We start from the raw sequence: 18,879 nt of genomic DNA, 5'->3' as shown, positions 1-18,879 counted from the left end.
CCTCGGTCTAGCAGGCACACCACGCCATCGTTCATCGCGGGCAAGCCCGCTCCTACAGGCGATCACCGACCTCGTTGGAGCGAGGCTTGCCCGCGAATCAGTCAACACGGTCCAGCAGACACACCGAGCCATCGTTCATTCGCGGGCAAGCCCGGCTCCAACAAACAACGCGGATCGTCTATCGGAGCGAGCAGGACCTGTTTCGCACCACAATGCGGCAGCGCTGCACCAACAGAGTTACGGTCGGTCGGCCACGGAACCTAAACTGCTCGCCAAACCCTAACAAACCACTGACCTAGAGCCATCAAACGCACTTGGCACACAACCTGCTGTGGTCTTTCCACAGGTAGCCAACGGCGGTTGCCCCACCACGACAAAGACGTCGCACTTCCCTTCGCGAAAGCGGAACCGGGATTGCGACGTCTTTTGCGTTTTTGGCCTCGGAAACGAGGCGGTGGAGTGGCCGTAGGCGGTCACCCACCTGCAAGCACATGACCTTCGTTGACTCTTTTTGCAGATGAGGTGCTGGAATGAACAACAGTTTCTGGAAAGCCGGACACACACCCACATTGTTTGCCGCGTTTCTGTACTTCGATTTGAGCTTCATGGTCTGGTACCTGCTGGGCCCAATGGCGGTGCAGATCGCTACCGACCTGCAACTGACCACCCAGCAACGCGGCTTCATGGTCGCCACGCCGATTCTGGCCGGGGCGATTCTGCGCTTCATCATGGGCATGCTGGCTGACCAATTGTCGCCGAAGACCGCTGGCATCATCGGTCAAGTTATCGTGATCACATCTTTGCTGGCGGCCTGGCAGTTGGGCATCCACAGCTACGAACAGGCGCTGTTGCTCGGTATAGGTCTGGGCATGGCGGGCGCTTCTTTCGCCGTAGCGTTGCCCTTGGCTTCGCAGTGGTATCCCGCTGAACACCAAGGCAAGGCCATGGGCATCGCTGGCGCGGGTAACTCCGGGACGGTGCTGGCTGCACTGGCCGCACCCGTGCTGGCTGCCGCGTTCGGCTGGACCAACGTTTTCGGCCTGGCGCTGATTCCGCTGATTCTGACGCTGATCGCTTTCAGCCTGATGGCGAAAAACGCACCCAACCGCAGCAAGCCGAAATCCATGGCCGACTACTTCAAGGCCCTGGCAGATCGCGACAGCTGGTGGTTCATGTTCTTCTACAGCGTGACCTTCGGTGGTTTCATCGGTCTGGCCAGCGCCTTGCCGGGTTACTTCCATGATCAGTACGGCCTGAACCCGGTAACCGCCGGTTATTACACAGCCGCCTGTGTATTCGGTGGCAGCCTGATGCGTCCACTGGGTGGCGCACTGGCCGACCGGTTTGGCGGTATTCGGACGTTGCTGGGCATGTACGCAGTAGCCGCTATTTGCATCGCGGCGGTGGGCTTCCATCTTTCCAGTTCGGTTGCAGCGCTGGCCTTGTTCGTCAGTGCGATGCTGGGTCTGGGTGCCGGCAACGGTGCGGTTTTCCAGCTGGTGCCACAGCGCTTCAACAAAGAAATCGGTGTGATGACCGGATTGATCGGCATGGCCGGCGGCATCGGTGGTTTCCTGCTGGCCGCAGGTCTGGGCGCCATCAAGCAGAGCACCGGCGACTATCAACTCGGCCTGTGGCTGTTCGCAAGCCTTGGGGTTGTCGCATGGTTCGGCCTGTACAGCGTCAAGCGTCGCTGGAGAACCACTTGGGGTTCGGCAGCCTTTACCGCCGCGCGGGTCTGAGTCAGCCGCCATGCCTTTGCAATTGAGCTACGCCGACAGCAGCGCCAGCGGCCCTCGCGAGGAGAATCAGGACGCCACGCGCATGGTCAGCCCGGCGCTATCGCTGGCGGCCAGCAAAGGCTACCTGTTCGCTCTGGCCGACGGCGTCAGCCAATGTGCCGATGGTGGCCTGGCGGCGCGCTCAACTTTGCAGGCCTTGGCCCACGATTATTACGCCACGCCACAAACCTGGGGCGTGGCCCAGGCGCTGGATCGTCTGCTGTTGGCGCAGAACCGCTGGCTGCACGCCAATGGCGGTGGCCAGCCGCTACTGACCACCATCAGCGCACTGGTGCTGCGCGGTCGGCGTTTCACCCTGGCGCATATCGGTGATTGCCGGGTCTATCGCTGGTGCGAAGGGCAGTTGCAGCGCATCAGCGAAGACCACGTCTGGAGCCAGCCGGGCATGCAACATGTGCTCAAGCGCGCCATGGGCCTGGAACAGCATCTGGTGGTGGACTACCTGGAGGGCGAGCTGCGCACCGGCGAGAGTTTTCTACTGGTCAGCGATGGCATCTGGGCGACGCTCAGCGAGGCCTCGATTGCCGGAGTACTACGCGACGAAAGCAATCTGCAAAGTGCCACTCAGGCGCTGGTCAAAGCGGCGCACCTGGCTGGCAGCCAGGACAACGCCAGCGCCGTGCTGGTGCGCGTCGAACAACTGGGCGAAGCCAGCCTGAACGATGCACTTGAACAAGCGGAGCAATGGCCACTACCGCCGGCCTTGAAACCGGGGCAACGCTTCGAGGGTTGGCAGGTCGAGGCGCTGCTGAGTCAAACCCGCCAATCTCTGCTGTATCGAGTGCGCGACGCCCAGCAGCAAAGCTGGTTGCTGAAAACCCTGCCACCCCATCGCGAAGGTGACAGCGAAGCCGGTCAAAGTCTGCTGCAGGAAGAGTGGTTCCTGCGCCGGGTGGCCGGGCGATTTTTCCCTGAAGTACATTCCGCCAGCGAGCGGCAGCATTTGTATTACCTGATGCGTGAGCATCCGGGCATCACCCTGGCCGAGCATCATCGCCAGCATGGCAACCTGAGCCTGACCCAGGGGCTGGAAATCGCCATGCATCTGGTGCGTGCGCTGGGCATGTTGCACCGTCGCAACATCCTGCATCGCGACATCAAGCCAGACAATTTGCTGCTCAACGAAGATGGTGATCTGCGGGTGCTGGATTTCGGCCTGGCTTATTGCCCTGGTCTTTCCATCCAGGCACCGGGCGAGCTGCCTGGCACACCCAGCTACATCGCGCCTGAAGCTTACGCAGGAGCAGCGCCGACGGCAGCGCAGGATCTCTACAGCGCGGGAGTCACCCTGTATTTCCTGCTGACTGGCCATTATCCCCATGGCGAAATCGAGGCTTTTCAGCGGCCGCGTTTTGGCACGCCGATACCTGCCAGTCGCTACCGCCCTGACCTGCCCGAATGGCTAGTGCACAACCTCGACCAGGCACTGGCCAGCGACCCGGCCCAGCGCTTTGAAACCGCCGAGCAATGGCTGTTGGCGTTGCAAAACGGCGAGCAACAACCCAGCGTGCGCCCCCGTGCGTTGCTGGAACGCGAACCCTTGAAAGTCTGGCGAGCCCTGGCATTGGGTTCGATGCTGTTGAATGGCTTGCTGTTGATCTGGATGTTGCACCGATGATTCAACCCACCCAGGATCGCACCCGACGATCCGCCACCCTGATGAGGTAACCCCATGAATGCAAAAGTCTGGTTGGTAGGCGCAGGCCCCGGTGATCCGGAACTCCTGACCCTCAAGGCAGTGCGCGCCCTGCGTGCCGCCGAGGTGGTGATGATTGATGATCTGGTCAACCCGGCGGTCCTTGAGCATTGTCCCGATGCCAAGGTGATCAGCGTCGGCAAGCGCGGAGGTTGTCGTTCCACGCCTCAGGCGTTTATTCATCGCCTGATGTTGCGCTATGCCCGGCAAGGTAAATGCGTGGTACGCCTCAAGGGTGGAGACCCGTGCATTTTCGGCCGGGGCAGCGAAGAAGCCGAGTGGCTCAGTGCTTATGGCATAGAAGTGGAGCTGGTCAACGGCATCACCGCTGGCCTGGCGGGCGCGACCCAGTGCGGGATTCCCCTGACCCTGCGCGGCGTCGCTCGTGGCGTAACCCTCGTGACCGCCCACACTCAGGATGACAGCCAGCTGAACTGGCGAGCCCTGGCCCAGACCGGCACCACCCTGGTGATCTACATGGGCGTGGCCAAACTGGAAGAAGTACGTCGCGAACTGCTCGCCGGTGGCCTGGCGCCCGATACACCGGTAGCCATGATCGAAAACGCTTCCCTCCCCAAGCAGCGCGAGTGCTTCAGCGACCTGACCCATATGCATGAGGCGGCACTGGCGTTTGAACTGAAGGCGCCGGCGGTGATGGTGATTGGTGAAGTGGTGGCTCAGGCTTACATTCAAGCGGCGGCTGCGGGTGATGCGATTTCGGCGTGAGCTGATGGAGTAGTCATCCGTAGGAGCGCGCTTGCCCGCGATAAAAGCGCCGCGGTGTATCAGATAAGACGAGTTGTCCGTATCGCGGGCAAGCGCGCTCCTACAGGACTAATGGAATCCAACAGGTGATCGGCGTTTTCGATTGGAGCCGGGCTTGCCTGCGAAGAACGATAACGCGGTTTGCCGACAGGCCGCAGCGCCTGATTCGCGGGCAAGCCTCGCTCCAACGGAGGCGGTGATCATCGGCAGCGCCTACCGAGTGTATGAAAACCCCAATCACCGCCCATTGAACGCCGTCATCTCCTGCTGCAACTGGCCCAGCAACCGGCTGGAGCCGACGCTCAACTGGCGGCCCAGGCGGCTGATGATGTGGACCTGAGATTCGCTGAACACTGGCGACTCCAGAGGCAGCGCCACCAGCTTGCCGCTTTCCAGCTCATCGACCACCACGAACGTGGGCAGCAAGGTGACGCCGCCTTCCATGGCGAAGCGCTTGAGCATGGCGAAGGTGTTGCACGTCAGGGTCGGCACCAGAGAGACACCAGACTGTTGCTCGGCCTGGGTCAAGATCTGCCGGATGCCATAGGAAACCCCGAGCAAGCCCAGCCGATAACTGTCCAGCCCCTTGAGCGGAATCGGTCCCTGGTGCCGGGCCAGCGGATGGTCAGGACTGACCATCACGCACACCGGCTGTTTCTGATGGGCATGGGAGCGGATCTTGGGGTCGGCGGGTGGGTTGAAGACCAGGCCCAAGTGCGCTTCGTCCTCCACCACCTGGCGAATCACTTCGTTGGTGCCGCAGACATTCACTTGCAGCTCGACCTTGGGGTATAGGGTTGAAAACCGTGTCAGCGGTTCCGCCAGGCCGTCTATAAAACCCTCGCCAATGGCCAGCACCACCACACCACTTTGTAGACCGCGCAGTGCTTGCAGCGACTCCAGCAACACTTCCTGCTGAGAAAGCCGCTGGCGGTAGTAACCCAGCACCCGATCCCCCGCTTCGGTCGGTTTGACCCCACGGCGATGACGCTCCAGCAAGGGCGTGCCCAGTTCATGTTCAAGCTGCGCAATTTGCCGACTGACGGCCGACGGCGCGACGTCGAGGAAGTCCGCAGCCGCCCGTACGCTGCCCAGACGCACGGCCTCGAAGAAGTAAAGAATGCGTCGATCCTGAACCAGACTCATAGCCACCTGCGTTGCTTTTATCGCAACAAAAATGAATTTGTTGATTATTGCTGTGCGTGCAGAGCGATGTCCATACTCGGATCATCTGCCGATAACCACTGACGGTGCAACGTAGCCTGTCAAACAGCTGAGCGAGCATTTCAAATGACTATAAAAGTAGGCGTGATCGGGCTGGGCAACATGGGCGGCGGCATGGCGGCGACCCTGGCCAGCAAAGGTTTCGATGTCAGTGGCTTTGACCTGTCTCAGGCGGCCCTCGAGATGGCTGAAAGCAAAGGCGTGAAGCCGGTCACTGATCGCACCGTGCTGATCAAGCAGGTTGACGTGCTGATCCTGTCGCTACCAAAGGCTGAGCACGTTGAATCGGTTTGCCTGGGCGACGAAGGCGTGCTGCAACACGGCAACCCTGGCCTGATCGTCGTCGACACCACCACTTCCACACCGGAAGCCAGCCGCAAAGTGGCCGCTGCTCTGTTGGCTAAAAACATCGGTTTCATCGACGCCCCGGTTTCCGGCGGCCCGAAAGGTGCAGCCACCGGCACGATGTCCATGGTTATTGGCGCAGAAGACGCCGACCTGGAAAAAGTCCTGCCGGTCCTCGAAGGCATGAGCGGCACTCGCGTCCACGTGGGCAAATGCGGCGCTGGCAACGTGGCGAAGATCGCCAACAACATGCTTGCCGCCTGCCACCTGATCAGCACTGCTGAAGCCGTGAGCATGGCGGCCAAAGCGGGTGTCGATCCGGAAAAACTGATGCTCGGCCTCAACGCGGGTTCCGGCCGCAGCGGCGCGACTCAAGTGATGTTCCCGACCTGGGTACTGAACAAAACCTACAACTCCGGCTTCACCATGGGCCTGATGCGCAAAGACGTCGGCCTAGCCCAGGATCTCGCTGCAAGCCTGGATCTGGACCTGCCGCTGGCTCGTATCGTCGCTCAATTGTGGGCCGCCAGCAGCGAAACGCTGCCCGATGGCGAAGACTTCAACTGCATCGTCCAGCGGACCGATGCCCAGCTGTTCGGCAAAGGGGAATAACCGATGAGCACTCAAACACTGCTGGACCTGATGCGCCCGTACTGGGGCGACCGCAACACTGTAGCCAGCTATGTAGGCGGCGAGTTCATCGAAGGCCACGGCGAGCCGGTCGAAGTGCGCAACGCTCACGACGACAGCCTGATGCTGAGCTTTCCGGACGCCGACGCATCCCTGGTGGAAACCATCGACGCGGCCGCCAAAACCGCACAGGCACAATGGGCAGGCCTGACGGCTCAGGCTCGTGGTCGCCTGATGTATCAGGTGGGCGCGTTGATTCGTCAGGAAGCGGCCAATCTGGCGCAGATCGAATCCATCACCGCCAACAAACCGATCCGTGATGCCAACGTCGAAGTGGCGAAAGTCGCCGAGATGTTCGAGTACTACGCCGGTTGGGCTGACAAGCTGCACGGCGAGGTGATTCCGGTGCCGACCTCGCACCTCAATTACGTGACCTACGAACCACTGGGCACTGTGCTGCAAATCACCCCGTGGAACGCGCCGATCTTCACCTGCGGCTGGCAGATTGCACCGGCCATCACCGCTGGTAACGCGGTGATCCTCAAGCCATCGGAACTGACTGCATTGTCGTCCCTGGTCGTGGCCGTGCTGATCGAGCGCGCCGGCGTGCCAAAAGGCCTGGTCAACGTGGTAGCTGGTTTTGGCCACACCATCGGCCAGGCACTGATCGCCAAGGCGGATATTCGCAAAGTGGTATTCGTGGGCTCCCCTGCTACCGGTCGCCACATTGCCACCGCTGCGGCACAACGCTGCATCCCTTGCGTATTGGAACTGGGCGGCAAGTCGGCGAACATCGTCTTCGAAGACGCTGATCTGGAAACCGCCCTGCGCGGCGCTCAGGCAGCGATTTTTTCCGGTGCCGGTCAAAGCTGTGTATCGGGTTCGCGTCTGCTGGTGCAGGAATCGATCTTCGAGCGCTTTACCAAGGCTCTGGCAGCTGCGGGCAAGCAGTTCAAGGTCGGCGACCCGAGCGACCCGGAAACCCAGATTGGCCCGATCAACAACGCTAAACAGTACGCCCATGTGAAAACCATGGTCGAAGGCGCACTTAAAGACGGCGCCAGGCTGGTAGGCGTGGATGCTGATCCGCTGCCGGAAGGCCCGGGTTATTACGTCAACCCGACCGTGCTGGCGGGCCACAATGCGCTTTACTGTGCCCAGGAAGAAATCTTCGGCCCGGTGGTCGTGGCAATTCCTTTCAAGGATGAAGCCGACGCCATCCGCATTGCCAATGACAGCCGTTTCGGCCTGGCCGGTGGCGTGTGGACCCGTGATGTAGGCCGCGCTCATCGGGTCGCCAAACAAGTGCGCGCCGGGACTTTCTGGGTCAACGGCTACAAGACCATCCACGTCAGCTCGCCGTTTGGCGGCTATGGCGACAGCGGTTACGGTCGCTCGTCAGGTCTGGACGCACTGCGCGAGTACAGCGAAGTCAAAAGCGTCTGGGTCGAAACCTCGGCGGTCCCTGCCGCCAGCTTTGGTTATGGCGCGAGCCTGGAGTAACCCTGATGGAAATTTCCAACATCATTTCCAAAACCCTGATCGACGACGCCACCCTGTGGCGTCGCGACTTCCACTCGGCACCTGAACTGGGCTTTGAGGAACTGCGTACCTCCGAGCGGGTTGCAAAGCTGCTCGAAAGCTTCGGCATCGAGGTGCATCGCGGTCTGGGTGGCACCGGCGTGGTCGGCACCTTGCGTACCGGCGACGGCCCGAGTATTGGTATCCGTGCCGACATGGACGCACTGCCGATCCAGGAGCTGGGCGCTCATGCCCACGCCTCCACGCACAAAGGTTGCATGCACGCCTGTGGTCATGACGGCCACACCGCGATTCTGCTGGCCACCGCTCGGCATTTGAGCGAAACCCGCAACTTCAAAGGCACGGTTTATTTCGTGTTCCAGCCTGCCGAGGAAAACCTTGGCGGTGCTGGCCGCATGATCGATGACGGGCTGTTTGAGCTGTTCCCGATGGAGGAGATCTACGGCCTGCACAACTGGCCTGGGGCACCGGCTGGTCAGGTGATCATCAATCCGGGTCCGATGATGGCTTCGCTGGACACCTTCGAGATCACCCTCACCGGCAAAGGCAGCCACGCCGCCATGCCGGACAAGGGTGCTGACCCGATTGTGGCCGCTGCGCAGCTGGTACTGGGCCTGCAGACCATCGTTTCCCGACGTTTGTCGCCGCTGGATTCGGCGGTGGTCAGCATCACCCAGTTCAACGCCGGTGAAGCGATCAACGTTATTCCGGAGACCGCCGTGCTTCGCGGTACCGTGCGCTGCCTGCAATCGCCGGTGCGGGACAAGGTGGAAAAGCTGATTGGTGAGTTCGTCGAGCAGCTGCCGGTAGCCTTCGGCGTGTCGGGCAAACTGGCCTACAAAGTCGGCTACCCGGTGACCGAAAACAACCCCGACGCCGCCGCAACCATTCGCCGCGCTGCCATCACTGCGGTAGGTGAGGCCAACGTTCAATGGGGCTGCAACCCGTCCATGGCGTCCGAGGACTTTGCCTACATGCTCAACGCCCGTCCTGGTGCCTACATCTGGCTGGGCGTGGACGGCGAAAAACCGTCAGCGGCGCTGCACAACCCGTACTACGACTTCAATGATCAAGTGATCGGCGCGGGCGTGGCGGTGTGGACGAAGTTGGTGGAGCAGGAATTGCCAGCGGGCTGAGATCGGAATCCTGGGCTGAAATGAAATCCCAGTGGAGATTCTAGAGTTGCCTGCAGGCTGATGATGACGTGGGACCGGCTTTAGCCGGGAAGAGGCCGGGACAGCCGCTGGATTTGTGACATCCGGGAGGCAGCATTCCCGGCTAAAGCCGGTCCCACGTCGTCAGTGGTGTCTGTGCTATTGCATCCCAAGTAGTTTGGCTGGCTGACTCAACACTCAACCCACTTCACCGCCAAGCCACCGCGTGATGTTTCCTTGTACTTATCGAGCATGTCCGCGCCGGTATCGCGCATGGTGCGGATGGCGTGGTCCAGGGAGATGAAATGCTCGCCATCACCGCGCAGGGCCATTTGAGCGGCGTTGATCGCTTTCACGGCAGCAATTGCATTGCGTTCGATGCACGGCACTTGCACCAGGCCGCCCACCGGGTCGCAGGTCAGTCCCAGATTATGTTCCAGCCCGATTTCCGCAGCGTTTTCGACTTGCTCCGGGGTCGCGCCAAGAATCTCCGCCAGACCCGCCGCCGCCATGGCGCACGCCGAGCCCACTTCGCCCTGACAACCCACTTCTGCGCCGGAAATCGATGCATTCTTTTTGCACAGGATGCCCACCGCCGCCGCGCTCAAAAAGAAGCGCACCACGTCGTCTTCGTTGGCATCCGGATTGAATTTCATGAAGTAATGCAGCACCGCCGGGATAATACCCGCCGCGCCATTAGTGGGCGCGGTGACCATGCGCCCGCCTGCGGCGTTTTCCTCGTTGACTGCCAAGGCGAACAGGTTGACCCACTCCATGGCGCTGAGGGTCGAGCTGATCACGTTGGGCTTGCCGAGCTCCTGGAGGCTGCGATGCAGACGGAATGCACGCCGACGCACATTCAGGCCGCCGGGAAGGATCCCCTCCTCGCTCAAGCCTTTGTTGACGCAGTCCTGCATCGCGCCCCAGATGTGGATGATTCGCGAGCGGATCTCTGCCTCAGTGCGCCAGACCTTCTCGTTTTCCATCATCAACGCGGAAATACTCAAGCCGTGCTGCTTGCAGAGCCGCAGCAGTTGCGCGCCGCTGGAAAAGTCGTAAGGCAATTGGGTGTTGTCGTTATCCAGAACACCGCTGGCGGCCTGCTCGGCGTCGATGACAAAACCACCACCGACCGAATAATAAGTCTGCTCGTACACTTCCCCCGTGGCACCGTAGGCGCAAAGCGTCATGCCATTGGGGTGATACGGCAGGCTTTCCTCCAACAGACGCATGTCCCGCTGCCAAGCGAACGTGATGCGCTGCTCGCCGCCGAGCATCAGCACCTGGTCTTTAAGCACCGCGTCTACGCGCGGAGCGACTTGCGCCGGGTCAACTTGATCGGGCCACTCGCCCATCAAACCGATGACCGTGGCCCGATCGCTGCCGTGGCCAATGCCAGTGGCCGACAAGGATCCGTACAACTGCACCTCGACACGCTCGACTTTGTGCAGCAGCCCAGAGTCACGCAACTGGCTGGAAAAGATCGCGGCAGCACGCATTGGGCCTACAGTGTGGGAACTGGAGGGGCCGATGCCGATTTTGAACATGTCGAAGACGCTGATAGCCATACGGTTTGCTCGATTCATGAGAGGCTTGTCGCCTCGATAGACACTTATTATGTGTCGGTATTTTTAGGCTGCGCCCAAACGATCCACAAACGAAACTTCCTAAGCCACGGTTAAGCAGAACTGATCTATGAGCAAAATCCTCACCGCGCAAATGCACGCCTGGCTTCAGGTCTTCGCCTGTGCGGCACGACATCTGTCGTTTACCCGTTGCGCGGAAGAGCTGCACGTTACGCCAGGTGCTATCAGCCAGCAGATGCGCCAACTGGAAGAGCGACTGGGCTTTGCGCTGTTCCACCGGGTCGCACGCGGGCTGGAATTGACTGCCGAGGGCCAGCGCCTGGCAATCGTCGCCAACGAAGTGCACAGCCGCATCGATGACGAACTGCGCCTGCTGCACTCCGGACGCATCGGCGGCGTGTTCAAGCTGCGCTGTATTCCATCGTTCCTGAGCAAATGGCTGATGCCGAGGCTGCCGCAACTGGAGCGCGCCTTCCCGGACATCCAGCTGCGGATCATTGCCGAGGACAGCAGCGGCTCGTTGCGCGATGACGATTTCGATCTTGCCATCGACCTCAACGACGGCAGCTATCCGGGGCTGATGACGACTTCGCTGCTGGAGGAAGAGCTGTTCCCGGTCTGCTCGCCTGCCCTTCAGACCGGCAAACCGCCGCTGGACACCCCGAGCCAACTGGTGCACTACCCCTTGCTGCACGACATCACCGCCTGGCGCGGCAGTTATGAATATGCCGAGTGGGAGTTCTACCTGAATGCCATCGGTGCAGCAGGCATCGACGTGCGTCGCGGTCACACCTTCAATCGCAACCACCTGACCATCGAGGCGGCGATCATGGGCATGGGCGTGGCCATCGCCCGCAAAGCGCTGATCACTAATGAACTGGAAGAAGGCTCGTTGATCATTCCCTTCGGCCACCCGATTGCAGCGCGCAAGAAGTACGTGCTGGTCTACCGCGAAGGCGCCCTGCAAACCCCGGCACGCCGGGCGGTGCATGACTGGTTGGTGGAGCAGGCGTTGAAGTCTTGAGCTGACAGGTGGACAACCTGTGGGAGCGGTGCTTGCCCGCGATAAGGGCATCTCGGTTTGAGAGCCGGATCACTGAAACCTTATTGCGGGCAAGCACCGCTCCCACAGACATCATTCACAACCGGTAAAAATGGCCTACCGCTTTCGACTCAGACAAATATTTCGGCACCAGAACCGAATCGCCGTAGGCACTGCCCGCCCAATCCGTAGCACCGGCTTTAACCGGTCCTACGGGTAAGGTTGATAACCGAGCAAACTCTCAAGCTCATCAGAAACATCCCACAACCTTTGTCATCCGCTCCGACAGACTATTAACGTCGAAAAATGCAAAGTCCTGCGCTTCTACGGCCAAGGACCAGCCCATGTTCATCTCCGCGCGCAGCACTTCATTCCCAGCACAAACCATCTGCAATGACCTCGCACCTCTGACGTTGAGGGGATTCAAAACCCTCATCGGCGTCGGTGTTGGCGAGAAATCCTGAGATGGCTCACTACATCGGCGACTTGAGCCGTGGCCCTTGCTGTGAAATCAACAAACTCATCGTTCAGGTGGTCGGCAAGAATCATCCAGCCACCCAGCGGCTGGCCATTTATAAAAAGGACACAACTCAACGTTTTGACGCGCTGACTGCCGAAGATGAGCCGGAAACCGTCACGGCCTGGATGTGCAAGCCAAGTGCGCTGCACGTCTGGGACTGGGATGGCGAACCCGGCCATCGCATGGTGCTGGAGGTTGAAGAAGAACACGGCGGGATCATCAAACTGCCGCTGCCTGAAGTGCGTATCACCACTCGACAACTGGATATGCAATGGAACCAGATTGTCCCGGTCCTGCCCTTCGTCGCGTTGCCTGGGATCAGCAGTGCACAGGACCACGGCACCCCCGTACTCTGCCGCCCCGGCTACCTGTATGTGTTCATGGAAGGTCGGCTGTGGCGCGAACTCGAAATCCGCATCACGGATGAGCGCACCACTTACCACGACATTGAACTGGACAAGTTTCGCGTTGGCGATCAATACGCCGACGATGCCCGCTTGGCCACCGGTAAAGGGCTGGATGATATCTGGCTGCCTGCCAACTGGAATGACCGGCGCGTGGATATCCAGCTGTGCTTCAGCGAAATCCAGCTCAACCATGCGCGGCTCAAACGCCTTGAGCAAGACCCGGCACTGCGCAGACAGCGCTGCCAAAGCCCAGACCTGAGGGTGTCCAGAGAAGACACCGAAAGGCGCTTTACCGGCAAGCCCGATGGCGCGGCGATGCTTGAGACGTTCCGCAGTTTTGACGCGTTTGACGAGATCAATCAGTCCCAGACCGCCGCCACTCATGCCGCCTGGCTGAACCTCAAGCAAAACGCTTTTCCCCTTTCAGTTCCGGCTCCGCAACGGGCCAGGCAGGTGGGTTTTGAATGGATGCTTGATCAGCCTTCCCACTACCTGTGTGACCAGAGCGGATTGTTTCTGGCAAAAGCCTTCAAGGATGCCCGCTACCATGTCAAGGCGTGTGAAGAGGGGACCGCCCCCTATTGCCCCCGAGTCCTCGAAACCGGTGCCTGGGCCCAACGCCTGGAGCAAATCCTTGAACCTGCGGCCGATAACGGCAATGGACTGTGGGAGCCTCAGCCCCCCGTAACGGACGTGTTATCAAACGCTCGCGCCCGAGAGCTGCACGGCGTGATGGTGGAGGATACTCAATACCGGCTACGGCATTTGAATATGCGGATTCAGGACCAGCGCTACCTGCTGCAACTGCTCGCTGAGCGAGCACAAAAGTACCCCCATCACGGCAGTGCATTGCTGGTGCAGCAGTTGCTTGCCCCTCAGCGGATCAAGGGCAAGACGAACCCTCTGCATCACAAACTCGAACGGCTCAAAGAGCAGGGTCAGCGAGATATCAATCGCTTCACCGCCAGCAGCGAGCGCGCTCAGCTGTGGCGCCAGCTGGAAATGAGCCAGTCGATATTGTGTGAATGTCTGCAACTTCCCGCCACGGAACAAAGCCTTGCGGATCATTTCAGCCAGAACCCTTTCAACTACGCCGCAGCGTTGTATTTCGTCAGCCAACTGTTCGTCACCCTCGCCATGCGTCCAGCGCAATCTGACCCGTTAGCGGCCAGCGCAGACATTACCGACGCTACCACCGGCTTGAGCCTCTACAGCGCCAAAGCGAGCGCCGGGCAGCAATGGATTCACAAGGTCGTCAATGACACTGCGCATCCGCTGCACAGAATGCTCTGGCCTGACGCTGACAAACAGAATATGAACGCCCCTTACCAGCCGCCAGCGGAGCCTGATGTCAATAACGGCGACGGCAGCTTTCGGGCTACCGAGTTGGCGAAAGTCGAACTGGACGACTTACGGCCGGTGGAGAGCTATAGCACGATCGACAGCTTGTTTCTGGCGAGCGTGTTGAAGAAGGGTGACCTGAAAAACACCCTCACCCTTATCGCAAAAGCTGGCGCAGGGGCCTTGGTTTCGATTGGCGAGAGTATGCAGGGTGCCATTGAAGCAGCCGAGCGTGCTGTGGAAGCTGCAAAAGTTGCGGGTCTTGCCGAAGCTGATACCAAACCATGGCGGCTCAGTGACGCTCTGCATCGCCGTAGCATCGCTCAAATGCGCAGCATGCTGCCGCAAACCCTTGGAGACCTGCACTTTCTCCCACACAGCGACGCCTTGAACAAGGATTACTACATTTTCGGTCTTGAAGACGCTCCGACGAAAATACCCCGTTCCGCCCAGCCTTACGGTGTTTATCGCAACCAGTACGGCGTGCTGAACCCTCCTGCGGAGGAACATGGGTATAGCCATCCCCAAGGGTTGCGCTCGGACCGAGTAGTGCTCGGCATGCCCCGCAATCACCGTACGGCAATGGCCGTCAGCCGCGTTAACCAGCGCTTCAATGAGGCGTGGCAAAACGAGATGGCGACACGCGTTGCTGAACAGGGCGCGAAGGTCACTGCTTTTGAAAACGCGAAAATTCTGCGTGATGTTGCTAAGGATAGTTCGCTGGCCTGGATGCTGAATTCAGTTCCGGTGGCGGGGCTGATTGTGGGGTTGGAGATTTATAACCTGGTGAATGAGTTGGACGGGTGGGATAAAACCACGCGTGAGAAACATGCGCTTCGAAGTTTTGTGGGAATGGCGGGAGCAGTGCTTGATCTGGCTGTAGCGATGGAAGCGGTCACTGTGAAAGTCGCAGCCAGCACTTCCCTGCTAGCTGCTGGACGTAAAATCCTTTTTACGATTTCTGAAGCTTCAGCTGAGATGCTTCTCGGACCGCTGAGTGAATATCTGGTCAAGGCATACACCGCCCGCGCATTCGCGCAAACGGCCGCAGGACTGATATTTGCCGGAATCAATATTTATGACGTCTGGTATTCCTATCGATGGAATGACGATGCCTATATCGGCCACTTGATTATGGCTGCTGGGGGCCTGGTGGCTTCCGTTAGCAGTATGATTATCGCAGGCAATCTATTTCTAGGGCTGTCCCGCCTGGGCTGGGTCAGCCTGATTTTGATCGTGATCGGGGCTGGAGTGGCTTATGCGTTAAGCAGCAAGCCTGTTGACGATTGGTTGCAAAGAGGGCCTTTTGGAGAAGATCCTGATGAAGTGGCGATTCATCTACAAGACCCGGAACTGGCTTTTTACTACCTGGTTGGCCTGTTCGCGAACGTTCGCATCGGTATCTATCGCAACCCCGACTTTATTCCTGATGCAAAGCTTGATTCTCGCGACACGGTCCCCCAATCCATTCGCGATGCCAACACCTGTATTCGCATCAAGAGCAATCTAAGCGGGCTATTCAATGGTCTGGATTACCTGGAGACAAAAGCCTTTCTCAACCTGAAAAGCTTTGAGGTTTTCTTCGAAACCAGCAGTGAAAGAAGCAGGACCAACAGCTCAGAGATCAATGTGACTCCAGTTGCCCACAGACTGTGGCCGGATGCTTTGGAGCTGTTCGTAAAAACGCCTTACTCATACAGGGCAGAACCTGCTCAAAACTTGCCCGAGGTTTATCACGTATGGCGGGTACGCGCTCAATTGACTTTGAAAGACGGCCAGCGCACCTGGGTCTTTCCAACACCACCGCCTAAAGACCCAACACCTTTTAGTCAGGCCTATAGCAAACACGATTTTGAATCTCGCAGCAGTCTGTTCTGGGCCGACGAAACCGAGCACCGTGCCAAGGAGGTTCAATGAGCGCCGAGAAGATGCCCTACTATGCCTCGACGGCCTATCGACCAGACCGTATTCCCAACCAACCCGACTCTGCCGAACGTTCATGGCTCAAGCGCTTCGGCAAAAAAAGATTGCCGTGGGGCAGCACGACAGAAGTAGCCCCTGATGAGTTCATACAGCGGCGTGGACCGAGTAATCTTAGGTTTCGCGAAGAAATGCGTAAAGAGCGCGAGGAAAAATTAGCCGCAGGCACTTACGTACCTGCGCCTTATGAGCATGTGGATTTCCACGATAGACATGACCATGAGCGCTTCAGGTTTTCACTTTGGTCTACGCGCTCAAAGTTCTGGAGTTACGTGTACATGTTCGGGAAGGGGTGGTCGTTAATTTTCACTCCTATCTACATCCTTACCGCGCTGGCGATAGCAACAAAGTCGCGTGACACTTATCTGAATGCGCTTTTTGATCTGGTCGATGAAACGTTCTATGCGACCTTACTTCCGCTGTATTCAGCCTGGGCTCTGGGTGCTCTCGTTATCCACAAATTCCCCAAACTCTGGGTAAAACCCTCCAGAGGCCCAATGTGGGAAATCAACCGCCGCACCGGCCTGGTCACGGTCTTCGATTATAAAAACAACGGCGAATACAAAAAGAACGGCACCATCGGCGAACTTACTGCGCCGTTTTACGAGTTCGACGCTTACATCGTCTCGGCACCCGATCGCCAGGGGACGATGAATCACGTGCTGTGCCTTGCCCATCGTTATCGAGACATCGTGATCGACTTCTCATCCCTGGTGAATCTCGATGATCGCCTGCAAATGCCCTGCGCCTTGTGGGATTACCTGCAGAACTACATGGACACCAGCCGCCCGTTGCCGGACCTGCCACGCTATGAAGAATTCCGCCACCTGGACTCAACCACCGCCGCCCACGACTTGAAAACCGGCCGCAACCCGCGCTACTGGATCGACATGGATGACGAAACCTACAAACAGCACCTGAACCAGCTGCATAAAGATATCCACAACATCAACACCTTCAAACGTCCGAACCTCATGGCGCGGCATGTGCGGTATGTGGATTGAAAGAATAACGGAGTGCGTCTGGCCCATCGCTGCGTCCATTACTGCATAAAAAAAACGCCGGGCAGTTGATCTACCCGGCGTTTTTTATTGCCAACTGCTCAGTACTTAATGGAAGAACTCAGCAATCATCACAGCACCGATAAAGGTCCCGAAGTTGGCCAGGAATGACACCAACACGATGCGCCAGCCCAGCATGCGGAACGCTGGCAGGTCTTTGGCCACGGACAACCCGGCGAAGGCCAGCATCGGTGTGATCACTGCAAGCATGTTGATCGAGCCGACCATCTGCGCGATCTGCGGCGCCCAAGGGCATGCTGGCGAGGTCATGAACATGGCGACGATCGAGACCGTGCACACAGCCGGGATCTTGCGGCGCAGGGCGATGCAGATCAGCTCGCCGATGAATACGGCCAGGATCATCACTGCCATACCGCCGAAGGCCGCTGGCGTCAGGGTCTTGTAGCCGACGTAGTTGGCGATCAGCGCCAGCGCACCGGCTGCCAGCCAGGCGCTGACTTTGCCGCCCCAGCCCAGTTCGTTGACTTCCAGCGACACCTGATCATGGCTCGGGCCTTCAGTCATCACCGACGCTTTGGTGGTGCGCCCGATGATCGGCTCCAGCACGCGGTAACCCCAGACTGCCAGCGGCAGGGAGATGAACAGCGTGAAGTAAGTACCGATAGTGGTAGTGATCAGATTGGAAGCCGCCGCCAGGGCCATGACTTCCTTGGCCACTTCAGGCGTCTGCTGTGCAGCAATGGCACCTGCCGCTGCGGCCATCATGCTGCCAGAGCCGATACCCGAACCCATGGCCAGAGAATTGGGATGGAAGATCCCGAGGCTGGCGATGAAGCCGGCAACGATGGCGATGAACAGTGCGCCGAACAGGGTGCCGGTCAGGTATTCCGCCAGCACGCCGCGGCCTTCAGGGGAGTCCATGCCGTAGCGTTCGCCGATGATCGCCAGGCTTGGCTCACGGCCTACCGAGAAGGTTGCGCCAATGGCTTCACGCTTGATGCCGAGCATCAGCGCCACCGGCAAGCCAAGAATCACGGTGCCGACAAAGTGGCCGAACTCTTGAAACATCAACGCCCAGCCTGAAGCGAACACCAGTGGCAACGAACCGCCAACCACCATACCCAGCTTGGCAATGAACACCAGCAGCGCGGGTTGCAGGATTGACGCTGAACGAACCTGGTCACCCAGACCCAGACCAATGCTGGCGGGCATGCGCCGACTGAAAATACCGATGCCTGCGCCAAGCAACAACGCCCAGACCATAGGCAGCAGAACCACTTTGCCGGGGCCGAGGGGAATACTGATCGCGCCAATCGTTTCGGCAACAACCAGAATAATCGCTGCCCAGATGTACAGCTTTACAGTCGATGAAATCGCACGATTATCGCCCAGTGGTACGGCGTGAGAATGTTGCATGGTTGTCCCCTCACCTGTTGAAAAGCCGTCATGCGGCCGCTCAATAGTTGTTGTTTTTCAGGAGGTGCCGACGGCACCCAGGGCAGTTTCAAATCCATGTCGGGCATGGAGACCCGCGCTTTGCGAGTCATGACGCTTGATGCTCTCGCCTGCTTTATGACGTCCCTTTCACGGGTTGCTCCGTCAACAGATCCGGCCTTTGCGACCCCGGACACAATGCCCGTGGTGCAGCCCGAGTATGGGTAGGGACAGGGCACGCACCAATATTAAAGAATGACTTTATTGTTGCCTTAAAGAGAACACCAAAAGGTGTGGATGTGACTGTTCGGCGCCACCCCTGTAGGAGCGCGCTTGAACTGGCCTAATGATTCCGGACACCTCTTAAGGGCGATATGATTTCGCCCAAT

At 59.1% G+C, this 18,879-nt stretch carries 12 protein-coding genes and 1 pseudogene; 10 read left to right on the top strand and 3 right to left on the bottom strand.

The window, feature by feature from the left end; translation table 11 throughout:
- The first annotated feature begins 530 nt into the window (after positions 1-530).
- The 3 genes from IV01_RS22385 to cobA are packed head-to-tail and all read left to right on the top strand — an operon-like array spanning position 531 to position 4,224.
- On the top strand, positions 531-1,742 hold the full coding sequence (locus IV01_RS22385; RefSeq protein WP_032625606.1) for a nitrate/nitrite transporter: 1,212 nt from the start codon (positions 531-533) through the stop codon (positions 1,740-1,742).
- A gap of 10 nt (positions 1,743-1,752) precedes the next feature.
- Positions 1,753-3,420, top strand: a complete 1,668-nt coding sequence (locus IV01_RS22390; protein WP_032625605.1) for a bifunctional protein-serine/threonine kinase/phosphatase — start codon at positions 1,753-1,755, stop codon at positions 3,418-3,420.
- A gap of 54 nt (positions 3,421-3,474) precedes the next feature.
- A complete protein-coding gene (cobA, locus tag IV01_RS22395; protein ID WP_032625604.1) occupies positions 3,475-4,224 on the top strand; it encodes a uroporphyrinogen-III C-methyltransferase in 750 nt (249 codons plus the stop codon).
- 276 nt (positions 4,225-4,500) lie between these two features.
- On the opposite strand, the gene IV01_RS22400 is transcribed toward cobA, so the two are convergent.
- Entirely contained in the window at positions 4,501-5,409 is a 909-nt protein-coding gene (locus IV01_RS22400; protein ID WP_032625603.1) for a LysR family transcriptional regulator, read from the bottom strand.
- A 144-nt stretch (positions 5,410-5,553) separates the two neighbouring features.
- Between IV01_RS22400 and IV01_RS22405 the strand changes: the two genes are divergently transcribed.
- The 3 genes from IV01_RS22405 to IV01_RS22415 are packed head-to-tail and all read left to right on the top strand — an operon-like array spanning position 5,554 to position 9,140.
- Complete coding sequence (locus IV01_RS22405) at positions 5,554-6,444, top strand: NAD(P)-dependent oxidoreductase (protein ID WP_032625602.1); 891 nt, start codon at positions 5,554-5,556, stop codon at positions 6,442-6,444.
- 3 nt (positions 6,445-6,447) lie between these two features.
- Positions 6,448-7,965: an aldehyde dehydrogenase family protein gene (locus IV01_RS22410; RefSeq protein WP_032625599.1), complete on the top strand. Its 1,518-nt coding sequence runs from the start codon at positions 6,448-6,450 to the stop codon at positions 7,963-7,965.
- Positions 7,966-7,970: 5 nt separating this feature from the next.
- A complete protein-coding gene (locus tag IV01_RS22415; RefSeq protein ID WP_032625597.1) occupies positions 7,971-9,140 on the top strand; it encodes a M20 aminoacylase family protein in 1,170 nt (389 codons plus the stop codon).
- 209 nt (positions 9,141-9,349) lie between these two features.
- Here the strand turns inward: IV01_RS22415 and IV01_RS22420 are convergent, their stop codons facing one another.
- Complete coding sequence (locus IV01_RS22420; protein WP_032625595.1) at positions 9,350-10,726, bottom strand: L-serine ammonia-lyase; 1,377 nt, start codon at positions 10,724-10,726, stop codon at positions 9,350-9,352.
- 127 nt (positions 10,727-10,853) lie between these two features.
- Between IV01_RS22420 and IV01_RS22425 the strand changes: the two genes are divergently transcribed.
- The 4 genes and pseudogenes from IV01_RS22425 to IV01_RS26940 all read left to right on the top strand — a co-directional run bounded on the left by IV01_RS22425 (position 10,854) and on the right by IV01_RS26940 (position 17,038).
- Positions 10,854-11,768 carry a LysR substrate-binding domain-containing protein gene (locus tag IV01_RS22425; protein WP_032625593.1) on the top strand — a complete coding sequence of 305 codons (915 nt, stop codon included), beginning with the start codon at positions 10,854-10,856 and terminating at the stop codon, positions 11,766-11,768.
- A gap of 483 nt (positions 11,769-12,251) precedes the next feature.
- Positions 12,252-12,911 (top strand): annotated as a pseudogene (locus tag IV01_RS27350) (hypothetical protein); the annotation flags it as partial.
- 270 nt (positions 12,912-13,181) lie between these two features.
- The gene (locus IV01_RS22435) at positions 13,182-15,971 is read left to right on the top strand and encodes a hypothetical protein (protein ID WP_154232171.1); all 2,790 of its coding nucleotides are present in this window, start codon (positions 13,182-13,184) and stop codon (positions 15,969-15,971) included.
- Complete coding sequence (locus IV01_RS26940) at positions 15,968-17,038, top strand: hypothetical protein (protein WP_229636077.1); 1,071 nt, start codon at positions 15,968-15,970, stop codon at positions 17,036-17,038. Before IV01_RS22435 ends, IV01_RS26940 begins: the two co-directional genes overlap by 4 nt.
- Positions 17,039-17,143: 105 nt before the next feature.
- Here the strand turns inward: IV01_RS26940 and IV01_RS22445 are convergent, their stop codons facing one another.
- A complete protein-coding gene (locus IV01_RS22445) occupies positions 17,144-18,472 on the bottom strand; it encodes a DUF3100 domain-containing protein (RefSeq protein WP_032625587.1) in 1,329 nt (442 codons plus the stop codon).
- Between the last annotated feature and the right edge of the window lie 407 nt (positions 18,473-18,879).

The organism is Pseudomonas syringae (assembly GCF_000737245.1).
GTDB classification, from domain to species: domain Bacteria; phylum Pseudomonadota; class Gammaproteobacteria; order Pseudomonadales; family Pseudomonadaceae; genus Aquipseudomonas; species Aquipseudomonas syringae_J.
Note: the sequence above shows the minus strand (reverse complement) of the source record. Positions and strands in the feature narration are given on the sequence as shown.